This window comes from Bacteroides sp. (assembly GCA_036351255.1).
In the GTDB taxonomy this organism is placed as follows: domain Bacteria; phylum Bacteroidota; class Bacteroidia; order Bacteroidales; family UBA7960; genus UBA7960.
The window spans coordinates 1-17,387 of sequence record JAZBOS010000078.1 but is presented as its reverse complement, the minus strand read 5'-3'; the positions used below and the strand labels follow the sequence as shown (position 1 = coordinate 17,387).

Sequence of the window (17,387 nt, the reverse complement as noted above, 5' to 3'; positions counted from 1 at the left end):
GGGTTTTTTTATTTTTTCAAAGAGTCAACATGAGGATTTTGATGGTTTGTTTAGGTAATATTTGCAGGTCGCCTCTGGCCGAAGGTATTATGAAGGAAAAATTTAAAAATTATGGCCTGGAGGGAAAAGTGGATTCAGCTGGGACCGCTTCCTATCATATTGGTGAGCCACCAGATCCAAGATCCATTGACATTGCCTCAAAATATGGGATAGATATTTCAGGTCAGGTTGCAAGAGCTTTTAATGTTTCTGATTTTGATCACTTTGACTATATTTTTGCCATGGACCAGGAAAATTTTAGTAATATTATCAGAAAAGCGCGCTCTGATAAAGACAAACGGAAAGTCAATCTGATTCTGGATAATCTTTTCCCTGACGAAGAGAAAGAGGTTCCAGACCCATATTATGGTGGAAAGGAAGGTTTCGAGAAGGTGTTTAGATTGCTCGACGATGGGTGTGAGGCTATTTTAGGTAAACTTAAAAATTGATTTTATGGCAAATGTTTTTTCTCATAATTCTGATATTCCTGGAGCAGAGGATATTATTAAGGTTAGGAAAATTATTGCCCCTTGTATTCACAAAACACCTGTCCTGACTTCTCAAACATTCAATCAGATTTTGGGGGCTAGCCTCTTTTTTAAATGTGAAAATTTTCAGAAAGGTGGCGCCTTTAAATTCAGGGGAGCCTCTCACGCCGTTATGACATTAAGTAATGCGGATGCTGAACTTGGAGTATGCACCCATTCTTCAGGAAACCACGCCCAGGCTTTAGCTTTAGCCGCCAATATGCGGGGGATTAAAGCCCATATCGTGATGCCAGAGAATGCACCTGAGATAAAAGTGGATGCCGTTAAAGGTTATGGGGGTGATATCACATTCTGTATGCCTACTTTACAGGCCAGGGAAGCAACGTTGCAGAAGGTCATTGAAAGAACCGGAGCCATCGAAATCCACCCTTATAACGATTACAGGATCATTGCGGGCCAAGCCACTGCCTGTGCGGAACTGCTTGAAGAGATTAAAGACTTGGATATTGTAATAGCCCCTGTCGGTGGAGGCGGACTTCTTAGCGGCACTATTCTGTCAGCAAGGTATTTTGCTCCCAAGGTGAAAGTTATGGCAGGCGAACCCCTGCAAGCCAATGATGCCTGGCAATCTTTCAAGAACAAAAAATTCATTCCCTCTCAGAACCCTCAAACCATTGCAGATGGTTTAAGAACATCCCTTGGGAGTCTTACTTATCCTATTATCCTAAATGGAGTTGAAGATATTCTTACCGCTTCAGAAGAAACCATTGTTTCCACGATGAAGTTGATTTGGGAAAGAATGAAGATTATCGTGGAACCAAGTGGCGTTTTACCATTGGCGGTTATGTTTGAAAATAAAGATATGTTTGCTGGGAAACGGGTTGGGCTGATCCTCTCCGGTGGTAATACCGATCTGTTCCGCTTACCCTGGTTAAATGATACCTCTTTTAGCAAACGTTAATAAAAATTATGAGCAATGAATTACGGAGGTGGTAATTTGTATTTAATACCCGCGTCATTGGGAGGGGATGATATTACATCCATATGGCCTTCAGCCAATGTTGCCTTGGTAAACCAATTGGACGAGTTTATTGTTGAGAATGTCAGAACTGCCCGGCGTTTTCTTCGTTCTGCTGGTTTTTCGCGCCCTTTTGAGGATGTCCCCTTTCATTTGCTTAATAAACATACCAAACCCATAGAGATTAGCGGATACCTTAACGCTGCTTTGAAAGGAAAGTCTATTGGATTGTTGTCAGAGGCGGGGTGCCCTTGTATTGCCGATCCAGGGCAGGCAATCGTTGCCATTGCCCACCAAAAAAACATTAGGGTCATTCCTTTGGTGGGTCCTTCCTCCATCCTGCTGGCACTGATGGCTTCAGGGTTCAATGGACAAAACTTTGCCTTCAATGGATACCTGCCAATTCAAAAACCAGAAAGGACAAGCAAACTAAAAAACCTGGAACAAAAAGCGTGGAACGAAGGGCAGACTCAGATCTTTATGGAAACCCCTTTCAGAAACAACCAGCTAATGGATCACATGGTTTCTACCCTAAGAAGAGATACCCTCCTTTGTGTGGCGTGCGACCTGACGCTGCCAGTAGAATTTATCAAAACCCAGCCCATTGGCTTTTGGAAAAAAGAAATGCCCGACCTGCATAAACGGACGAGCATTTTCCTTTTGTATCATTCATAGGACTTCATCAACCTTTTTTCTTTTCCCCTTTAGGCTTCTGTTTCAGGGACCTGATCATGACAAGTATACCAGCAACAATGAGTGGAAGACTTAGCCACTGGCCCATATTAAGGCTCATATTGGCTTCAAAAGCCGATTGATCCTCTTTCACAAGCTCAACCAGGAACCTTACGGTAAACATGATGATTGCAAAAAGTGAAAGCAGGAAGGCGGGTGGAAGAACTTTGATCTTTTTCAGGTACAAATATCCAAGCAAAAGGAACAAAAGCAGGTAAGGAATCCCTTCGTAGAATTGCGTGGGATGCTTTGGCACAACCTCTCCTGCCCTGACAAAGATAAATCCCCAGGGAAGATCTGTCTGATGCCCATATATCTCTGAATTCATCAAATTTCCCATCCGAATAAAGAAGGCGCCAAGGGAAATGGGTATCACCAAACGGTCTAAAAGCCAGGCATAGGACTTATTGCTTACCTTCTTCTGATAGTAATAAAGGGCTAAAATGATTCCTATGGCACCACCATGGCTGGCCAGGCCGCCCTTCCAAATCATCAGTATTTCAAGGGGGTTTTGAATATAGTAGCTGAAATCGTAAAAGAAACAATGTCCCAGTCTTGCCCCAGCTACAGTACCGATGGCTATGTATAACAAGAGTTTATCCACTTGCTGAAGAGGAATGCCTTCCCACTTAAAAATACGGTACATGATTTCGTAACCGAGATAAAAGGAAAGGGCCCAAAACAGACCATACCAGCGAACAGCTAGGGGACCGAGTTCAAAGATTATGGGACTCGCATCCCATGTGATTTGCAAAATATTCATACAGTCATTATTAATTTTGAAAATCTATCAACTCGACATCAAAAATCAGCTTAGAGCCTGCAGGAATGGGGCCTACTTCCCGATCACCATATCCAAGTTCAGGAGGAACAATAAACCTGACTTTGCTGCCTTTCTTTAACAAAGCAAAACCTTCATCCCAAGCTGGAATCACTTGGTTACTTCCCAGGATAAACCGGAAGGGTTCACCCCGCTGAACGGAGGAGTCAAATAAAGTGCCATCTTCAAGATACCCCGAATAATGAACGAGAAGAAGATTGCCAGGTATTGGTAATTCTCCTTCTCCTTCTTTTAAAACAATATATTGAAGTCCGGATTCAGTGGACACAATCGGCAGGTCTTCCACGTCAAAAGGTTTTGGATTCTCAACAATTACAGCATCTAAAACCTCCACATCAAATATAAGGTTAGCCTGCGCGGGAATTGGACCCCTGCCTCGCTCACCATAAGCAAGTTGATATGGAATCCATATTTTTGCCTGAGCCCCAACTTTTAGATGTTTTAATCCATCCTCTAGGCCGGGGATAACCATCCCCCGGCCAAGAACAAACTCAATGGGGTTTCCTCGCTCATACGAGGCGTCAAAAAGCGTGTCATTCTCAAGAAAGCCATTGTAGTGTACCTTCACACGCATATTGGAATCAAGCTTAGCACCATCTCCTTCACGGAAAACGAAAATTTTTACCCCGTTCTCAGTCGTTATACCTTTTAAACCCTCAGCATTCAATGGCGCTGCTGGATTTACAATATCAATCAGTTCCAGGGAAAAAGTCAGAGTGGCATTGGCTGGTATAGGCCCAATGGCGTTTTCACCATATGCCAATTGAGGGGGTATGATAAAGGTGGCTTTATCACCTTTTCTAAGCATTTTAATCCCTTCTTCCCAACCAGCTATGACCTGTCCGGCACCTAATTTAAAAGAGATGGGTTCACCACGATCATGGGAACTGTCAAAAACAGAGCCATCTTCAAGGCTGCCTGAATAATGCACAAAAACCAGGTCACCATCCTTAGCCAATTCACCATCTCCTTCAGGGATAATGGCATATTGAAGCCCCGATTCTGTACTTTTCATGACTGGAGACTCATCCCCAGCCTGCTGTAATTGGATACTACGACATCCCGGAACCATAAGAAAAGCTATCACACTGATTATGGGTACAACTTGCTCCCTTAGGAATCTTAAATGAAACCTTCTTTCTTGCGTGTGCTTTTTCATGACTGGTTCATTATTTTACCTCAACAAGTTCCACGTCAAATACCAGTGTGGAATAAGCAGGGATAAGATTGCCAGCACCGCGCTCGCCATAGGCAAGGTGTGACGGAATAATCAACTGGGCTTTCCCACCCACTTGCATCAGGCTGATGCCTTCATCCCAGCCGGGAATAACTTGTCCAACACCCAAGGGAAATTCAATGGGTTCACCACGCTCCAGGCTTGAATCGAAAACTGTCCCATCAAGCAAACGGCCTTCATAATGAACGGCAACGGTTTTGCCCGCTTCTGCTTTTGCACCGGTTCCTTTTTCTTTCTCAACATAAATTAAACCGCTCTCAAGCGCAGGAATTGTGATGTTGTTTTCTGCAAGATAATCCTGCAGAAGTCCTTCCTCAGCACCGGCACGTACCTCATTCTCTCGCATCTGTTCTTCAGCAAGAACTTTCTGCTCTTCCATATATTCGTCCTCTGTCATTACATTTAAGAGTTTAATATCGAAAGTCAGATGTGATCCCGGTTCAATGGTCTCCGGTATCATGGGCATTTGGGCAGTTGTAGTAAAAAATTGTTCTGCATCAATAATAAAGGATGCACTGTCACCTACCGACATCATGCCAATGGCTTCATAAATATCTCCGGGATATTCAGGTTCGATAAACTCCAGTACAAAAGGAATTCCGGTTTCCCGACTGTCAAGCAAAACCTCGCCTTTGGAATCACTGTAAACCATGGTCATGGATACCAGCTTACCAACTTCAGGCTTTACCCCGTCGGCTTTTTCATGAAAACGATAATATATTCCATTATCATTTTCTTTGAATCCCTTATGCGGGCTGTTTGAACACGCTGCAACGAAAACAGCAAGTAACAAAATAATTAAGATTCTCAGGTTTTTCATTCTGTTTTTATTTGAAAAGTTAATTGGATGAGTCCCGCATGTGAATATCTCATCCTTGTGATGGTTTTACGAACATGCTCGTTTTTAAAAGTTTTGTTGTAAATTACTTGATTTCAATGAGTTCAACATCATAAACAATCGTTGCCCGTGAAGGAATCTTCACCCCATCTCCAGGCACCCCATGGGCAAGATGTGAGGGCATGATAAAACGGGCCTTATCTCCCTCACGTAGAAAAAGAATCCCTTCTTCAAGGCCGGATTCTACACCCCCGCGCCCTATTTTGAATTCCTTGGCACCATCTGTTGCCGAAGAATACACGAGATCCCCGGTAAGCAAGTGAATGCTGTAATGGATGAGGGCGATATTTCCCTCCTTGGCCTTTTCGCCATCCCCAGCTTTATAAACCTGGTACCAAAGCCCTGTTCCGGTTTCTTGCATTTCCCAGCCATAACGGGCAATAAAATCCTTAATTTCCTGCTTTTCCGACTCAAGCAAAATCTTATTGGTTTCCTCCAGGGTTTCCCTGATTTGTTCTGAATCCGGGACCTTTTGCTCTTCCCCGGTCCGTTGGCAAGCAGCAAACCATAAAATCAAGACAACGAAAAAGCCAGTCAAAATGCGCATTTTTTCCCCGATCAAATTTATTACTGCCCCTTTTTAATTACTTCTTCAAAGCACCTGACAGTTTCTTCCAGGCTGTCAAAGCTTTTCCCTCCTGCAGCATTGCGATGTCCACCCCCATTGAAAAATTCGCGGGCGAGCATATTCACATCCACGTCTCCCGCCGAGCGGAAAGATATCTTCACATGGTCTGACTTCTCTATAAACAATGCAGCCAGATGAATGTTCTCAATGCTCATGGCATAATTTACAACTCCTTCAGTATCTCCATCCTGATGATTGAATCTTTCCAGGTCCTTTGCTGAAAGACTAATATAGGCAGCCTGTTCCTCAGGTAACACTTTAAGTTTTTCACTTAAACAATAACCAAGCAGGCGTATGCGGTCAGCTGAATAGGTATTGTAAATAAGCCGGTGTAAATGTTCCCCATCCACCCCAAGCCCGATGAGGCGGGCAGTAATCTCATATGTTTTTGGCTCATTGCAACCGTAACTGAAAGACCCGGTATCGGTAACAATCCCGGCGTACAAGCATTCAGCAACCCTGCGGTCTATTTTATTTTCGCCTCCAAGAGCCACAATAAAGTCATACAATAATTCGGCCGTACTGCTTACCCTGGTATTCGAAAACACAAAATCAAACACAGGTTCAGGTTGGGGATGATGATCTATCAGTATCTTTTTCCCTTTTGATCTCCTCAGCGAATCTTCAAGATGATTAACCCTGCCCATGCCATTGAAATCAAGACAAAAAACAACGGCTGCACCCAATATGGCTTTTTCAGCACGTTCAGGAAACTGACTGGCTATAATGCTCTCCTGCTCCCAGGGCATCCATTGCAAAAAGGAAGGATAAGGGTCAGGACTGATAAAACGCACATCCTTATAACCCGAAAGTTGCAAATAACCGTACAACCCAAGGGAGGAGCCCAGGGCGTCTCCGTCTGGATTGGTGTGGGTAATAATGGCTATGGGCTGATCCTTATCTGAAAGAAGGTTATTAACCTGGTTGATGCTTGTAGGGTCCAATTCCCAGCTATATTTTTTTTTAAAGTTGAACAAAGGTAAAAAAAAAGACTGAGTTTGTTTTTTACCCATCAAATTAATTATTTTTATGCAATCTAATTACCTTGTTAACTTGTATAACAGAAGGCACCAATAATTCTACCCATAATGGCCAAAGGCAACACCACCCTTACCATGATAAAACCATATGCTGTAAAGCATGGTTACGTTGGACCTATCCTTGCCCGGATCAATGAAGCAGGATTCCGAATAATTGCAATGAAATACCTTCACTTGTCCCTTCAACAGGCTGAAGCCTTTTATGAAGTGCACCGCGAGAAACCATTTTTTGAACGTCTTACCCGCTTTATGTCAAATGGCCCCATCGTAGCCGCCATCCTGGAAAAGGGAAATGCAGTGGAGGATTATCGCCTCCTGATTGGTGCCACTGACCCCACCAAGGCCGAGGAAGGTACGCTTAGAAAACTATTTGGCGCCAGCATCGAACAAAATGCCGTCCACGGATCAGACTCCGACGAAAATGCCATTCGCGAAGCCAACTTCTTCTTTTCTGAACTTGAACGCTTCTAAAGGATCTTATTGCTCTCCTGGAAAGTATTCAAAAAATGTGCCATCAGCATAAAACAACATAACCCGGATGGCTTTATTCTTACATTTATCAGAAATGTCAGTATTTTTGACAGCTGATATCATGGTCTTGTCAGGTTTATCTTCTTTTTCTGCTATTTTCTTATCCCCTTCAGATTTCAATATTTCCTGCATGGCTTGGATCCTGGAGAGACTTATCTTTTCATTTTCATCTTGAAAAGTTTTTCCTGACATTTCCTTTTCTTCTCCTGACATACCTGACATTTCTTCTAAAGGGGCCTCAAGCTCAGCAGAAATTTCAAAGTCCTCATCAGGGAAAAGTGTGTTGCTCGCCTTTAACATATGGCCATCTCCACGAATAAGCCATTCAGTCCGAATTTCAGGAAAGGAATCCAAAACCTTCTGAACAAATTCAAGACTGGGGTTATTCCTGCCCGATAGAATATGACTGATGGTGGATCGTGGTACTCCAACCTTGTCGGCAAAACCCGAAGAAGTCAATTTCTTTAATTGAATGATCTTTTGTATTCGTGCGATCATTTGAATTCAATTTTTTAAACCATTTACAATATTATAAAATTATAAAAAATTGTAACCCCACTATTGAATTTGTAAACAATTTAAATGATTCACCATTGTAAATAATAATTTACATTAATTTTATACTTTCTATAAACCTTATAAAATAATAAAAATCAATATTTTAAATGATAACTTCTAATTTACTGGGAAACATAAACCTTTTCCTCCTTTTATTGAAGTAATACATAATTTGAATTTCATAAAAAACTGGAAAATAGGGTTATAAAATACAATATTATTAAACTAAGGGTTTTTGTATTGAAATAATTATGAGTTTAACAATACAAATAAACTTTTGTAATCAATTACATAATTCACAATTGGTACAACCCTGATTAATATGGATATTTACATTTGGTAATTAACTGATGAAGCTGCGGTTTACATAATTAAACATTAGGACTGTTTACAAAAATGAATTAAACCCGGGATTGGAATTAAATCTGAATTTATATTCAATAATCTCAATTATCACTTTTTTAAAATTACTCTGTATATTTATGTTTGACTTAAGGCTAAGTCATTAGGTTTAAATGGAAGGTTCACTTTCCCCTATCCGGGAAAGTGTTTGCCAGTAATAACCGATAAGTCCCTGAGAATAGAAAAAATCTTTCTTTCCTGTCCCCGACCCTTGAATTTTTTAATAGGGAAAAGATAAAACAGTCTTTTTTTCTTTGTAGTGGAGGTTTGAATATTAGCTTTCAGCGCATTATGCGTTAAAAAAAAGGAACTTTATTCCAATGAAAAAACGTTGGAAATAGGGCAAACAAGGAAATTAAGGATCTTTACCAGACCTTAATGAATTTTGCAACAGAAAATTCTCCCGATGCATTCAAAATCATCCGAAGGAAATAAACCCCATTATCCAGATGCGTCATTTCTTCAAAGGGCTGAATGCGGTTATACCCGGGAAAAAAAGATTCTCCCCCGGCACTATAAACCAATTGCCCCCTGAGGTCAAATACTTCAAGATGAAATGGCTGATGACTTTCCGAGTGGAAGGTTAAAAAAGAGGAAGGCGAAATAGGATTTGGGTAAATGACTAATTGTTCCGCAGGTTGAAAATCATATTGCAGCAAACGGGAAGCCCAGTTAAAATCAGGAATACCGTTTCCGTAGATAGAATCCGGATGAAGAAACAGGTGTCCGCTTTCGATGATGGCTCTTTTCAGTTGGCTGGCACTAACATGAGGAAATTTTCCCCAGAGCGAAGCTGACATACCTGCAATCATAGGGCTTGAGAAAGAGGTCCCACTCGCAAGTCCCACACCCTCTGACAAATCAGCTACCGGAACACTTAATCCGTGAGCCATAACATCCGGTTTAATACGTCCATCTGCAGTAGGGCCACGTGAACTAAAACCAGCAACTAACCCATCAATATCAACTGCCCCAATACTTAAAGCCCCAAAACTGTCGGCAGGAGACCCGACATAACGCCAGGTCTGATTCCCATAATTCCCCGCACTATTCACCACCAGTATGCCTCTTTCAAAAGCCTTGTTGGCGGCTTTTGCAACCACAGTGGTTTCGCCATTCAAATCCGAATAAAAATGATCTTGCTCCGGATCATCAAAACGGGTGTAGCCCAGGGAGGAATTGATTACATCTGCGCCAAGACTGTCGGCCAGTTCTGCCCCTGCAAGCCAGTTGTACTCTTCTATCAGGTATTCGGTTGCCACATCTTCTGTCCGTATTAACCAGTAGGTGGCCTCGATTGCCGTTCCCATGAGTGCACCTGGCCTTAATCCACCCATGACTGATAATACATACGTGCCATGGGGACTGCTGGCATAAAGATTCTCAGGTATTTCCACGAAATCCCTGGTACCGGCGATACGGCCCGATCCCCATAAATGCGAAAAAACTGACAACTGGTCAGCAGCATAAAAGCCGCCATCCAACACAGCAATCAACATCCCTTCACCGCGATAGCCGTCATGTAGTAATTTTTGTCCATTGATTTGATCAATAGATGCCCCAGAATATCCTGGATCCAGACCGTGGAAAACACTTCTCCAAGCCTTTTTACCAAAAAGATCCTCATATGCCAGTTCAATTTCATTTGTCTGAGTGGCCGAAGGCCGCCTTTCCCCCTCCCATAAATCCTGATCATCACCGATGCTCTGGAAAATAATTGGCAAGGGCTTCACCAGCTCCGTTCCCGAAACAAACGGAAAACTCCGGATCCTTTCAAGGCTTTCTGCCTCCGAGCTTAAAATCATGGCACCATTCAACCAGCGGCTTGCATACAATACCTGCACCTCAATATCTGCTTTCAGGCTGTCAATATACGCCGGATTTGGTGGTAAGTCATTTGGGGTCAGGGCAATACCCTGATGTACCCTCCGGCTGAGGGCTCTTGGCGAGAGGAATTCTTCCGGCTGATTGAGGTTATAGGGAGTGCCCAGTTTATCTGTGAAAGATATCCAGTAATACCCTGCTTTGAATTCATCCTGGGCAAGCCCTGGTAAAGCCATGAGAAGGCATAACAGGACTAAAAGGAAAGAAAAACCGGTTTTGCCCATATGCAATTTAATTCTTATTCCTGACCAAAAGCCTTGAACTGGTAGGTATAATCCACCCCCCGGGTAATAGTTCCGTCCACTTCTTTATCTACCTTCCTGAAACGTTTAAACACCATCCCAATATCCTTGGCGTATATTTCTTGCTGGAAATCTTCACTGATCAGTGTAAAGAAATCATTTTGCAATACAGTTATGGTTGAATCAAACGACAGGCTGGGCGAAATCAGATAGGGTTTATGCGCTTCAGTAATCCTGTATTCCTGTTCTGGCAGGGTATTATAGGCGTTCCCATTCCATTTTTTACCAAGCTTGGGAGGAAATACCAGTTTGATGTAAGTGATATTTTCTTCTGTTTTTTCAGCTCTGTCTGCCAATACCCTGGCCTGCCAGATATCTTTGATCTCCCACGAGGATGCGGCATCTGGCCTGATATAACGTTCCAGCCGGAGGCTTTCACCCTCCTCCCCGTCGGTTAAACGGCTTTCAATCAATTCCTTTACCTCATATTGAAACTCCAAAACCTGCCCGGTGAAATCGTCGTAAACCACCGAATCCACTTCATAAATCACAAAATGACCAACTGCTTCTGGAAAATAAGCGTAATACATCTCAGTCGGATCTGCCTGTTCCTCTTTACAACCCGTAAAAAAAACTACCATGCCTAAAGTGATCAACCAAGTCATTTTGTTAAAGAAGTTATTCCGGCTGATTTTCATAAGATATGTAGTTATCTATTTGTTTGAAATACCCTCTATGCGCTCATTAAAACGGAGAGGTAAAAATATCTTCCGAAGCTTCGCTGTCAGGTACCAGGGGAATGGTAATTTCTTCCTCCCGCTCAATATAAATCATCTCTTTCACAATGATACCATGCTGATAAATAACTTCTTTCTCCAATTCACCTTCTTTGGTAAAAAACTTCCAGCTGTCATGAGGAAGGTTATTGCTATAGTTGGCAAGCAGTTGTTCCTTTCCATCTTCATAGAACAATTTGAAGGGGCCATTCAATTCGTTGTTTTCATAGCTAGCCAGCAGCCTGACCTTTCCATCTTCATAAAATTGCTGCCAGGCTCCTTGTTTAACCCCAGCGCTGTATTCAACGATTTCTGCCACTTCTCCCGATGGGAAAAAAGTGATGGATTTCCCTTCCAGTTGACCTTCCGTGTACTCAGTTTCTGCCAGTTTAATTCCTGACTCAGAAAAAAAGCGCCAAAGACCAGTTCTCTGATTGTTTTTAAACTGACCGGTTGCCATGGGCTGGTTGTTCTTGTGAAAGTAAACTGCAGGGACAACATCCTTGGATGTATCATGATGCAGTTCAGCACGCAACCCCCCTTCCGGATAAAAGTACCTAAAGGTTCCCTGGGGTATATCATTCACAAACTGCCCCTGGTAGCGAAGCATCCCATTTGCAAAAATCCCCTGCCAGGGTCCCTGCCGCCTGCCTTCCTCATCCCGCTGGTTTACTCCATTCCCTTGTGAAAGGGCCGGAAAAGCCTGAAAAAGGATAAGAAAAAAAAGAATATTTCGAATGTTTTTGTGCACCCTTATCATTACAACGAATTTACAAAAATCTGCCTATTTCTTTAATTTCTGTTCAGCCCATTTAGAAAAATCCTTAAGGCTGCTGAATCTTAAATCAATAAGGAAGTGATGTTGCCTGGCCATTGTTAAATCTTCCGAAATTAAAACCGTTTTCATTTTTAATCGCTTGCCAAAACGCATGTCACTGAGCGTATCACCAACCATGACTGATTGCCGGAAGTTTATTTCCGGGAAATCCCGTCTGGCCTGCAAGCCCATACCCACCATTGGTTTACGGTTAAAGCTTCCGCTGTTCTCCAGGTCAGGACAAAAATAAACCTTGTCAATCCGGCCACCCGCTTGCTTTAAATCGTTCAGCATCTTGTGGTGGATCTGTTCCAGCTCCTTTTCTGTCATCAGGCCTTTTCCAATACCCTGCTGATTGGTTACGACAACAATCGTACCAAATACCCCGCTTAACCAGGCCAGACTTTCCAATACCCCTTCCTGCCATTCAAAATCTTCCTTGCGCTTCACATAATCGCCCTCAAGGCGCCTGTTCAACACCCCATCACGGTCCAGAAAAAGCGTCCAGTTTTTATCCGGAAATAAATTCATTTTTAATGGCTAATGGCACACTTTTTCACGAAAACAAATAATCTTCATTATCTTTACTTAAACTACTTTCCGTCGCCTTAGTCCCACGGGGCCCAAAAAGTGCTATAACTTAAACAATATCTCCTCCACATTCTCGCAGATAATATGGCCCAGCAAAATGTGCACTTCCTGAATCCGCGGGGTATCTGCTGAAGGCACCTTAAACAGGATGTCGCAGAATTCGTTTATTTTGCCTCCCTCCTGTCCTGTAAAACCCACCGTGATCATCCCCAGTTTGCGAGCTGCAACCAGTGCATTGACGATATTGGGTGAATGTCCCGAGGTGCTAAATGCCAGCAGCATATCACCCTCCTTGCCAAGTGCCATGACCATCCGCTCATAGATCTGTTCGAAAGAATAGTCATTGGCCACTGCCGTTAAAAACGAGGTGTTCACGTGAAGCGCTTCAGCATTCAGTGGTGGCCGGTCAAAATAAAAGCGGCCCGACAACTCTGCGGCCAGGTGCTGTGCATCTGCCGCACTGCCCCCATTCCCGCACAAGAGCACCTTATGCCCCTTTTCATAACAATGAATCATTTCCCCTATGCACCGCTCCAGTTCCTCCAGCAACTCATGGTCAGCAAGCACTTGCTGTTTCAGCCCTATGGAATCTTCTATTTGTTTTTTTATCTTCATTGTTTATCTCTTATTACCCTGTTCAATCAGGGCATTCACAAGCTTTTGCCAGGTGAAACGTTTTTTTTCTTCCTTTATGTTTTCCCTGTAGGCCTTTTCCCTGCCCTCCTTAAAGAATTCAGCAATAGCCTTTGAAATCTCTTTTGGTTCGGGTTCCACCACATAACCCACCTTTCCATGTGGCACCATCTCAGGCAATCCCCCAACCCGCGTTACGAGCATAGGAACCTCAAAATGGTAGGCCACCTGCGTCACCCCGCTTTGCGTGGCACTTTTATAAGGTTGTGCCACCAGGTTGGCAGCACAAAAATATTCCCGAACTTTTTCGTTTGGGATGAAATGCGTTTGCCAGAGGACCTGTTCCTCCATGCCGAATTCCTCGGCAAGCTCGTGATAAGGTTCAGGATCGGTGTAAAACTCTCCTGCCACCAGCAATTTCAGTGGCAATGCTTTAATCTCTGGACTGGCAAATGCCTTCAGCAGCAGATCAAGCCCTTTGTAATCACGAATAAACCCAAAAAACAGCACGATGGGGCCCTTATGAGCTATGCCCAGTTGCTTGCGTGCCTGCTCCATCGGCAGGAATTCTCCAAAGTTGTCATACAACGGATGAGCGCAATAGATACTGCGCGTTTCAGGTACGCCAAACTGCATCAGATCCTCCCTGACGGACTCAGAGAGGGTTACGAACCCTTGTATTCGTTTTACGAAATAATGCGTCAACAGGCGGTCTCCAGGGCGTTTTTCGTGTGGGATGATGTTATCGGCAATGGCCACCACCCGTGTATGTTTATTCTTTTTCACCATTGAAGCAATGGTGCCAAGGCAGGGGGCCATAAAGGGAATCCAGTAACGAACAACCAGCAAATCAGGCTTCAGTTTACGCAATTCGCGCCCCACTTTCCACCAGTTCAATGGGCTCAAGCTGTTGACCTTCACCCGGATATCCAGTCCTTCAGGTGCAGGATCTTCCGAGTACTGGGTCTTCCCCGGGAACAGGAAGCCCGGGTATTGAAGGGAGAAGGTATAGATGATAACCTCGTGCCCTTCATCCTGGAAAGCACGGGCAAGCCTTTCGTTGAAGGTCGCCAGCCCACCGCCTCTCAGGGGATGCGCCGATCCCAATATTACGACTTTTGCCACTGTTTCTCGGTTGTTTTTTCAATGAGATAATGATTTCTGTCGGCCGCACTGCGCGAGATCAGTTCCCCGAGGAAGCCCGCCAGGAACAATTGGGTTCCCAGCACCATTGCCAGCAGTCCAAAATAGAATAGGGGGCGGTCGGTCATCCGGTAACCCATCATAAAGAACTTGGCATAAGCCAGGTAAAGGGCTATCACCAAACCTGCAAGGAAGAGCAAGGTGCCAAGCAAGCCAAAGAAATGCATGGGCTTGCGCCCGAAACGCGTCACAAAGGTGATGGACATCAGGTCCAGAAAGCCGTTTACAAAGCGTTCAAGCCCAAATTTTGTCTTACCATACTTGCGTTTCTGGTGATGTACGACCTTTTCCCCAATGTGTGTAAAACCAGCCCACTTAGCAATGACCGGAATGTAACGGTGCATCTCGCCATAGACTTCAATGCTTTTTACCACTTCCAGCTTATAGGCTTTCAACCCGCAGTTGAAATCGTGTAACTTGATTCCTGTAGCGCAACGGGTAGCCCAATTATACAATTTGGTGGGGATGGTCTTGGTCACCGGGTCATACCGCTTCTTTTTCCAGCCACTCACAAGGTCAAAGCCATCCTTGCGGATCATCTGGTAAAGCTCAGGGATCTCTTCGGGGCTGTCCTGCAGGTCGGCATCCATGGTGATGACCACTTTGCCCGAAACGTGCTGAAAACCCACGTTCAGTGCCGCTGACTTCCCGTAATTTCGCCGGAAACGGATCCCCTTAAGCGCAGGATTGCCTTTGGCCAGACGTTCTATCACCTCCCAGGAACCATCCCGGCTGCCGTCATCTATAAGGAGCACCTCATAGCTGAATCCTTCTGCCTGCATCACACGGGCAATCCATTCCGTCAGCTCAGGAAGCGATTCCATTTCATTGTATAAGGGCACTACCACCGAAATATCCATCATAAAAACTTTGATTTGCACCTAATTTCAACTTATGCGACAAATTTACGTTTTTTTTTACCAAATAATCGACTACCTGAAAAACCATACCTTTGTGCCGTTGTTAATAAAGGTATTGCAAATCCGGAAATTTCAATGCGCGACCTGACCACGGGATCCCCCGGGAAACAGATTTTTTTATTTGCCCTGCCCATGCTCCTGGGCAATGTGTTTCAGCAGTTATACAACATTGTTGACACCATTATCATTGGCAGATACATTGGCACCAATGCCGTGGCTGCTGCAGGAGCCTCCTTCCCCGTCATCTTTGTGCTCATCAGTTTGGTCATAGGTATCACTACCGGCACTACCATCATCATCTCACAATATTACGGCGCCAAGGATTATGAGAAGGTGAAGCGGGCCATCGACACTGCTTTCATCATCCTTTTCTTTGGTTCCGTCATCCTTACGGTCCTGGGGCTGGTTCTCATTGGGCCCATCTGGAGATTGCTTGCCCTGCCCGAACACCTGGTGAAGGACGCTACCCTCTATTTCAACATTTTCGCCTTGGGCCTGGTGCTAATGTTTGGCTACAATGGCGTGAGCGCCGTGCTCAGGGGACTGGGTGACTCCAAGACACCTCTTTATTTCCTGATCATCGCCACCATCCTCAACATTTTCCTCGACCTCCTGTTTGTCCTGGTATTTGGATGGGGGATTGCCGGAGTGGCCATTGCCACCGTTGTCGCCCAGGGAATTTCCTTTGGACTCAGCGTTTATTACCTCAACCGTTACCACCAGCTCATCCGCGTGTCTTACTCCGGACTGGTGTTCGACCGCGACATTTTCCGAAAAAGTTTGCGCATTGGCATCCCCACCGGGCTGCAGCACACATTCGTCTCACTGGGGATGATGGCACTCCTCAGGATCGTCAATGGCTTCGGCACCAGCACCATTGCGGCCTATACCATTGCCGGACGCATCGACTCTCTGGCCGCAATGCCTGCCATGAACTTCTCCATGGCCCTGTCCACCTTCGTGGGGCAAAACCTGGGTGCCAACAAGCCCGAACGGGTAAAGGCTGGCTACCGCAGTACCCTTTCCATGACAACCATCATATCGCTGTTGGTGTCCCTGTTGGCATGGCTCTTTGGGCGCCAAATGATGGGGGCATTTACCACGGACCCCGAAGTCATCCAAATCGGCTATGAATACCTGGTCATCGTCAGCAGCTTTTACATCCTCTTCTCGGCGATGTTCACCACCAACGGTATTATGCGTGGTGCCGGCGACACCATTGTCCCGATGTTCATCACCCTTTTCTCCCTCTGGGTCCTTCGCATCCCCGGTTCCTATTTCCTCTCCCAGCGAATGGGTACCGATGGCATCTGGTGGGGCATCCCCCTGGCCTGGTTCTTTGGGTGGCTCCTCTCCTGGTTCTATTACCGAACCGGCAAATGGCGTTCAAAAGCCGTGGTCAAATACGCCGACAACAACCAGCGCATGGAATAGCACGAAAAAATTTGAAAAACCGTTTTTCATTCCCGAAAAAATATTATCTTTGCAACCGCAAATGGCTCCGTAGCTCAACTGAATAGAGCATCTGACTACGGATCAGAAGGTTTCAGGTTTGAATCCTGACGGAGTCACTAAAACAAAAGGTTGTCAACTAAAATTGGCAGCCTTTTTTGCTATGGGTTATACTGTTTATGTTATACAAAGTGATGTGGACAAAAGGCTTTACAAAGGCCTTGCAAAAGACATTTCCCAGAGACTAAAAGAACACAATTCTAGTAAAAACTTCTCCACCAAACCATACCAACCCTGGGTTTTGGTTTACTCCCAAGAATTTGATGCCCTCAACGAAGCTAGGAAGTATGAAAAGTATCTTAAATCAGGTATCGGAAGGGAATTCTTGAGAAAATATTTAGAAGACAAGAGCATTTGACTGCCGATCAGAAGCCTGCCTGCCGGCAGGCAGGGTTGA

General features: G+C 44.4%; 18 protein-coding genes, 1 tRNA gene and 2 pseudogenes. 7 read left to right on the top strand and 14 right to left on the bottom strand.

From position 1 onward, the window contains the following. The first annotated feature begins 29 nt into the window (after positions 1 to 29). The 3 genes from V2I46_07090 to V2I46_07080 are packed head-to-tail and all read left to right on the top strand — an operon-like array spanning position 30 to position 2,220. Positions 30 to 488 carry a low molecular weight protein-tyrosine-phosphatase gene (locus V2I46_07090; GenBank protein ID MEE4177256.1) on the top strand — a complete coding sequence of 153 codons (459 nt, stop codon included), beginning with the start codon at positions 30 to 32 and terminating at the stop codon, positions 486 to 488. A gap of 4 nt (positions 489 to 492) precedes the next feature. Continuing rightward, positions 493 to 1,488 (top strand): pyridoxal-phosphate dependent enzyme, encoded by a 996-nt coding sequence (locus V2I46_07085; GenBank protein MEE4177255.1) that lies wholly within the window; start codon positions 493 to 495, stop codon positions 1,486 to 1,488. 15 nt (positions 1,489 to 1,503) lie between these two features. Beyond that, entirely contained in the window at positions 1,504 to 2,220 is a 717-nt protein-coding gene (locus V2I46_07080; GenBank protein MEE4177254.1) for an SAM-dependent methyltransferase, read from the top strand. Between the two features lie 7 nt (positions 2,221 to 2,227). Here the strand turns inward: V2I46_07080 and lgt are convergent, their stop codons facing one another. From lgt to V2I46_07050, 6 genes and pseudogenes are all read right to left on the bottom strand, one after another. Next, positions 2,228 to 3,034 carry a prolipoprotein diacylglyceryl transferase gene (lgt, locus tag V2I46_07075; protein ID MEE4177253.1) on the bottom strand — a complete coding sequence of 269 codons (807 nt, stop codon included), beginning with the start codon at positions 3,032 to 3,034 and terminating at the stop codon, positions 2,228 to 2,230. 16 nt (positions 3,035 to 3,050) lie between these two features. Then, the gene (locus V2I46_07070) at positions 3,051 to 4,277 is read right to left on the bottom strand and encodes an FKBP-type peptidyl-prolyl cis-trans isomerase (GenBank protein MEE4177252.1); all 1,227 of its coding nucleotides are present in this window, start codon (positions 4,275 to 4,277) and stop codon (positions 3,051 to 3,053) included. 10 nt (positions 4,278 to 4,287) lie between these two features. Further along, a pseudogene (locus V2I46_07065) lies at positions 4,288 to 4,614 on the bottom strand (FKBP-type peptidyl-prolyl cis-trans isomerase). Between the two features lie 156 nt (positions 4,615 to 4,770). Then, a pseudogene (locus V2I46_07060) lies at positions 4,771 to 5,175 on the bottom strand (hypothetical protein). Between the two features lie 103 nt (positions 5,176 to 5,278). Further along, entirely contained in the window at positions 5,279 to 5,800 is a 522-nt protein-coding gene (locus tag V2I46_07055) for an FKBP-type peptidyl-prolyl cis-trans isomerase (GenBank protein MEE4177251.1), read from the bottom strand. A gap of 20 nt (positions 5,801 to 5,820) precedes the next feature. After that, on the bottom strand, positions 5,821 to 6,825 hold the full coding sequence (locus V2I46_07050; GenBank protein ID MEE4177250.1) for a bifunctional oligoribonuclease/PAP phosphatase NrnA: 1,005 nt from the start codon (positions 6,823 to 6,825) through the stop codon (positions 5,821 to 5,823). A 144-nt stretch (positions 6,826 to 6,969) separates the two neighbouring features. On the opposite strand from V2I46_07050, the gene ndk reads away from it, so the two are divergent. Continuing rightward, complete coding sequence (gene ndk, locus V2I46_07045) at positions 6,970 to 7,392, top strand: nucleoside-diphosphate kinase (protein MEE4177249.1); 423 nt, start codon at positions 6,970 to 6,972, stop codon at positions 7,390 to 7,392. A 6-nt stretch (positions 7,393 to 7,398) separates the two neighbouring features. On the opposite strand, the gene V2I46_07040 is transcribed toward ndk, so the two are convergent. From V2I46_07040 to V2I46_07005, 8 genes are all read right to left on the bottom strand, one after another. Next, a complete protein-coding gene (locus V2I46_07040; protein ID MEE4177248.1) occupies positions 7,399 to 7,950 on the bottom strand; it encodes a helix-turn-helix transcriptional regulator in 552 nt (183 codons plus the stop codon). 827 nt (positions 7,951 to 8,777) lie between these two features. Next, the gene (locus V2I46_07035) at positions 8,778 to 10,472 is read right to left on the bottom strand and encodes a S8 family serine peptidase (GenBank protein ID MEE4177247.1); all 1,695 of its coding nucleotides are present in this window, start codon (positions 10,470 to 10,472) and stop codon (positions 8,778 to 8,780) included. A 62-nt stretch (positions 10,473 to 10,534) separates the two neighbouring features. Further along, positions 10,535 to 11,203: a hypothetical protein gene (locus V2I46_07030; protein ID MEE4177246.1), complete on the bottom strand. Its 669-nt coding sequence runs from the start codon at positions 11,201 to 11,203 to the stop codon at positions 10,535 to 10,537. Positions 11,204 to 11,282: 79 nt separating this feature from the next. Further along, positions 11,283 to 12,074, bottom strand: coding sequence for a toxin-antitoxin system YwqK family antitoxin (locus tag V2I46_07025; protein ID MEE4177245.1), 792 nt, complete (start codon positions 12,072 to 12,074; stop codon positions 11,283 to 11,285). 24 nt (positions 12,075 to 12,098) lie between these two features. Next, complete coding sequence (locus tag V2I46_07020; protein ID MEE4177244.1) at positions 12,099 to 12,662, bottom strand: HAD-IIIA family hydrolase; 564 nt, start codon at positions 12,660 to 12,662, stop codon at positions 12,099 to 12,101. 102 nt (positions 12,663 to 12,764) lie between these two features. Next, positions 12,765 to 13,337, bottom strand: coding sequence for a D-sedoheptulose 7-phosphate isomerase (locus tag V2I46_07015; protein MEE4177243.1), 573 nt, complete (start codon positions 13,335 to 13,337; stop codon positions 12,765 to 12,767). Between the two features lie 3 nt (positions 13,338 to 13,340). Continuing rightward, on the bottom strand, positions 13,341 to 14,480 hold the full coding sequence (locus V2I46_07010; GenBank protein MEE4177242.1) for a glycosyltransferase family 4 protein: 1,140 nt from the start codon (positions 14,478 to 14,480) through the stop codon (positions 13,341 to 13,343). Next, positions 14,465 to 15,418 (bottom strand): glycosyltransferase family 2 protein, encoded by a 954-nt coding sequence (locus V2I46_07005; GenBank protein ID MEE4177241.1) that lies wholly within the window; start codon positions 15,416 to 15,418, stop codon positions 14,465 to 14,467. The genes V2I46_07010 and V2I46_07005 overlap by 16 nt, the downstream gene beginning before the upstream one ends. A gap of 135 nt (positions 15,419 to 15,553) precedes the next feature. Here V2I46_07005 and V2I46_07000 point away from each other — a divergent pair, with 135 nt between their 5' ends. From V2I46_07000 to V2I46_06990, 3 genes are all read left to right on the top strand, one after another. Continuing rightward, positions 15,554 to 16,912: an MATE family efflux transporter gene (locus V2I46_07000; protein MEE4177240.1), complete on the top strand. Its 1,359-nt coding sequence runs from the start codon at positions 15,554 to 15,556 to the stop codon at positions 16,910 to 16,912. 63 nt (positions 16,913 to 16,975) lie between these two features. Next, positions 16,976 to 17,049, top strand: a tRNA-Arg gene (locus tag V2I46_06995). Beyond that, a complete protein-coding gene (locus tag V2I46_06990) occupies positions 17,031 to 17,348 on the top strand; it encodes a GIY-YIG nuclease family protein (GenBank protein MEE4177239.1) in 318 nt (105 codons plus the stop codon). The genes V2I46_06995 and V2I46_06990 overlap by 19 nt, the downstream gene beginning before the upstream one ends. The last annotated feature ends 39 nt before the right edge of the window (positions 17,349 to 17,387 follow it).

Coding starts and splice junctions, on each gene's coding strand:
- V2I46_07090 (MEE4177256.1), top strand. CDS start 30: ATGAGGATTTTGATGGTTTGTTTAGGTAATATTTGCAGGTCGCCTCTG.
- V2I46_07085 (MEE4177255.1), top strand. CDS start 493: ATGGCAAATGTTTTTTCTCATAATTCTGATATTCCTGGAGCAGAGGAT.
- V2I46_07080 (MEE4177254.1), top strand. CDS start 1,504: ATGAATTACGGAGGTGGTAATTTGTATTTAATACCCGCGTCATTGGGA.
- V2I46_07070 (MEE4177252.1), bottom strand. CDS start 4,277: ATGAAAAAGCACACGCAAGAAAGAAGGTTTCATTTAAGATTCCTAAGG.
- V2I46_07055 (MEE4177251.1), bottom strand. CDS start 5,800: ATGCGCATTTTGACTGGCTTTTTCGTTGTCTTGATTTTATGGTTTGCT.
- ndk (MEE4177249.1), top strand. CDS start 6,970: ATGGCCAAAGGCAACACCACCCTTACCATGATAAAACCATATGCTGTA.
- V2I46_07040 (MEE4177248.1), bottom strand. CDS start 7,950: ATGATCGCACGAATACAAAAGATCATTCAATTAAAGAAATTGACTTCT.
- V2I46_07035 (MEE4177247.1), bottom strand. CDS start 10,472: ATGGCTTTACCAGGGCTTGCCCAGGATGAATTCAAAGCAGGGTATTAC.
- V2I46_07030 (MEE4177246.1), bottom strand. CDS start 11,203: ATGACTTGGTTGATCACTTTAGGCATGGTAGTTTTTTTTACGGGTTGT.
- V2I46_07025 (MEE4177245.1), bottom strand. CDS start 12,074: ATGATAAGGGTGCACAAAAACATTCGAAATATTCTTTTTTTTCTTATC.
- V2I46_07020 (MEE4177244.1), bottom strand. CDS start 12,662: ATGAATTTATTTCCGGATAAAAACTGGACGCTTTTTCTGGACCGTGAT.
- V2I46_07015 (MEE4177243.1), bottom strand. CDS start 13,337: ATGAAGATAAAAAAACAAATAGAAGATTCCATAGGGCTGAAACAGCAA.
- V2I46_07005 (MEE4177241.1), bottom strand. CDS start 15,418: ATGGATATTTCGGTGGTAGTGCCCTTATACAATGAAATGGAATCGCTT.
- V2I46_07000 (MEE4177240.1), top strand. CDS start 15,554: ATGCGCGACCTGACCACGGGATCCCCCGGGAAACAGATTTTTTTATTT.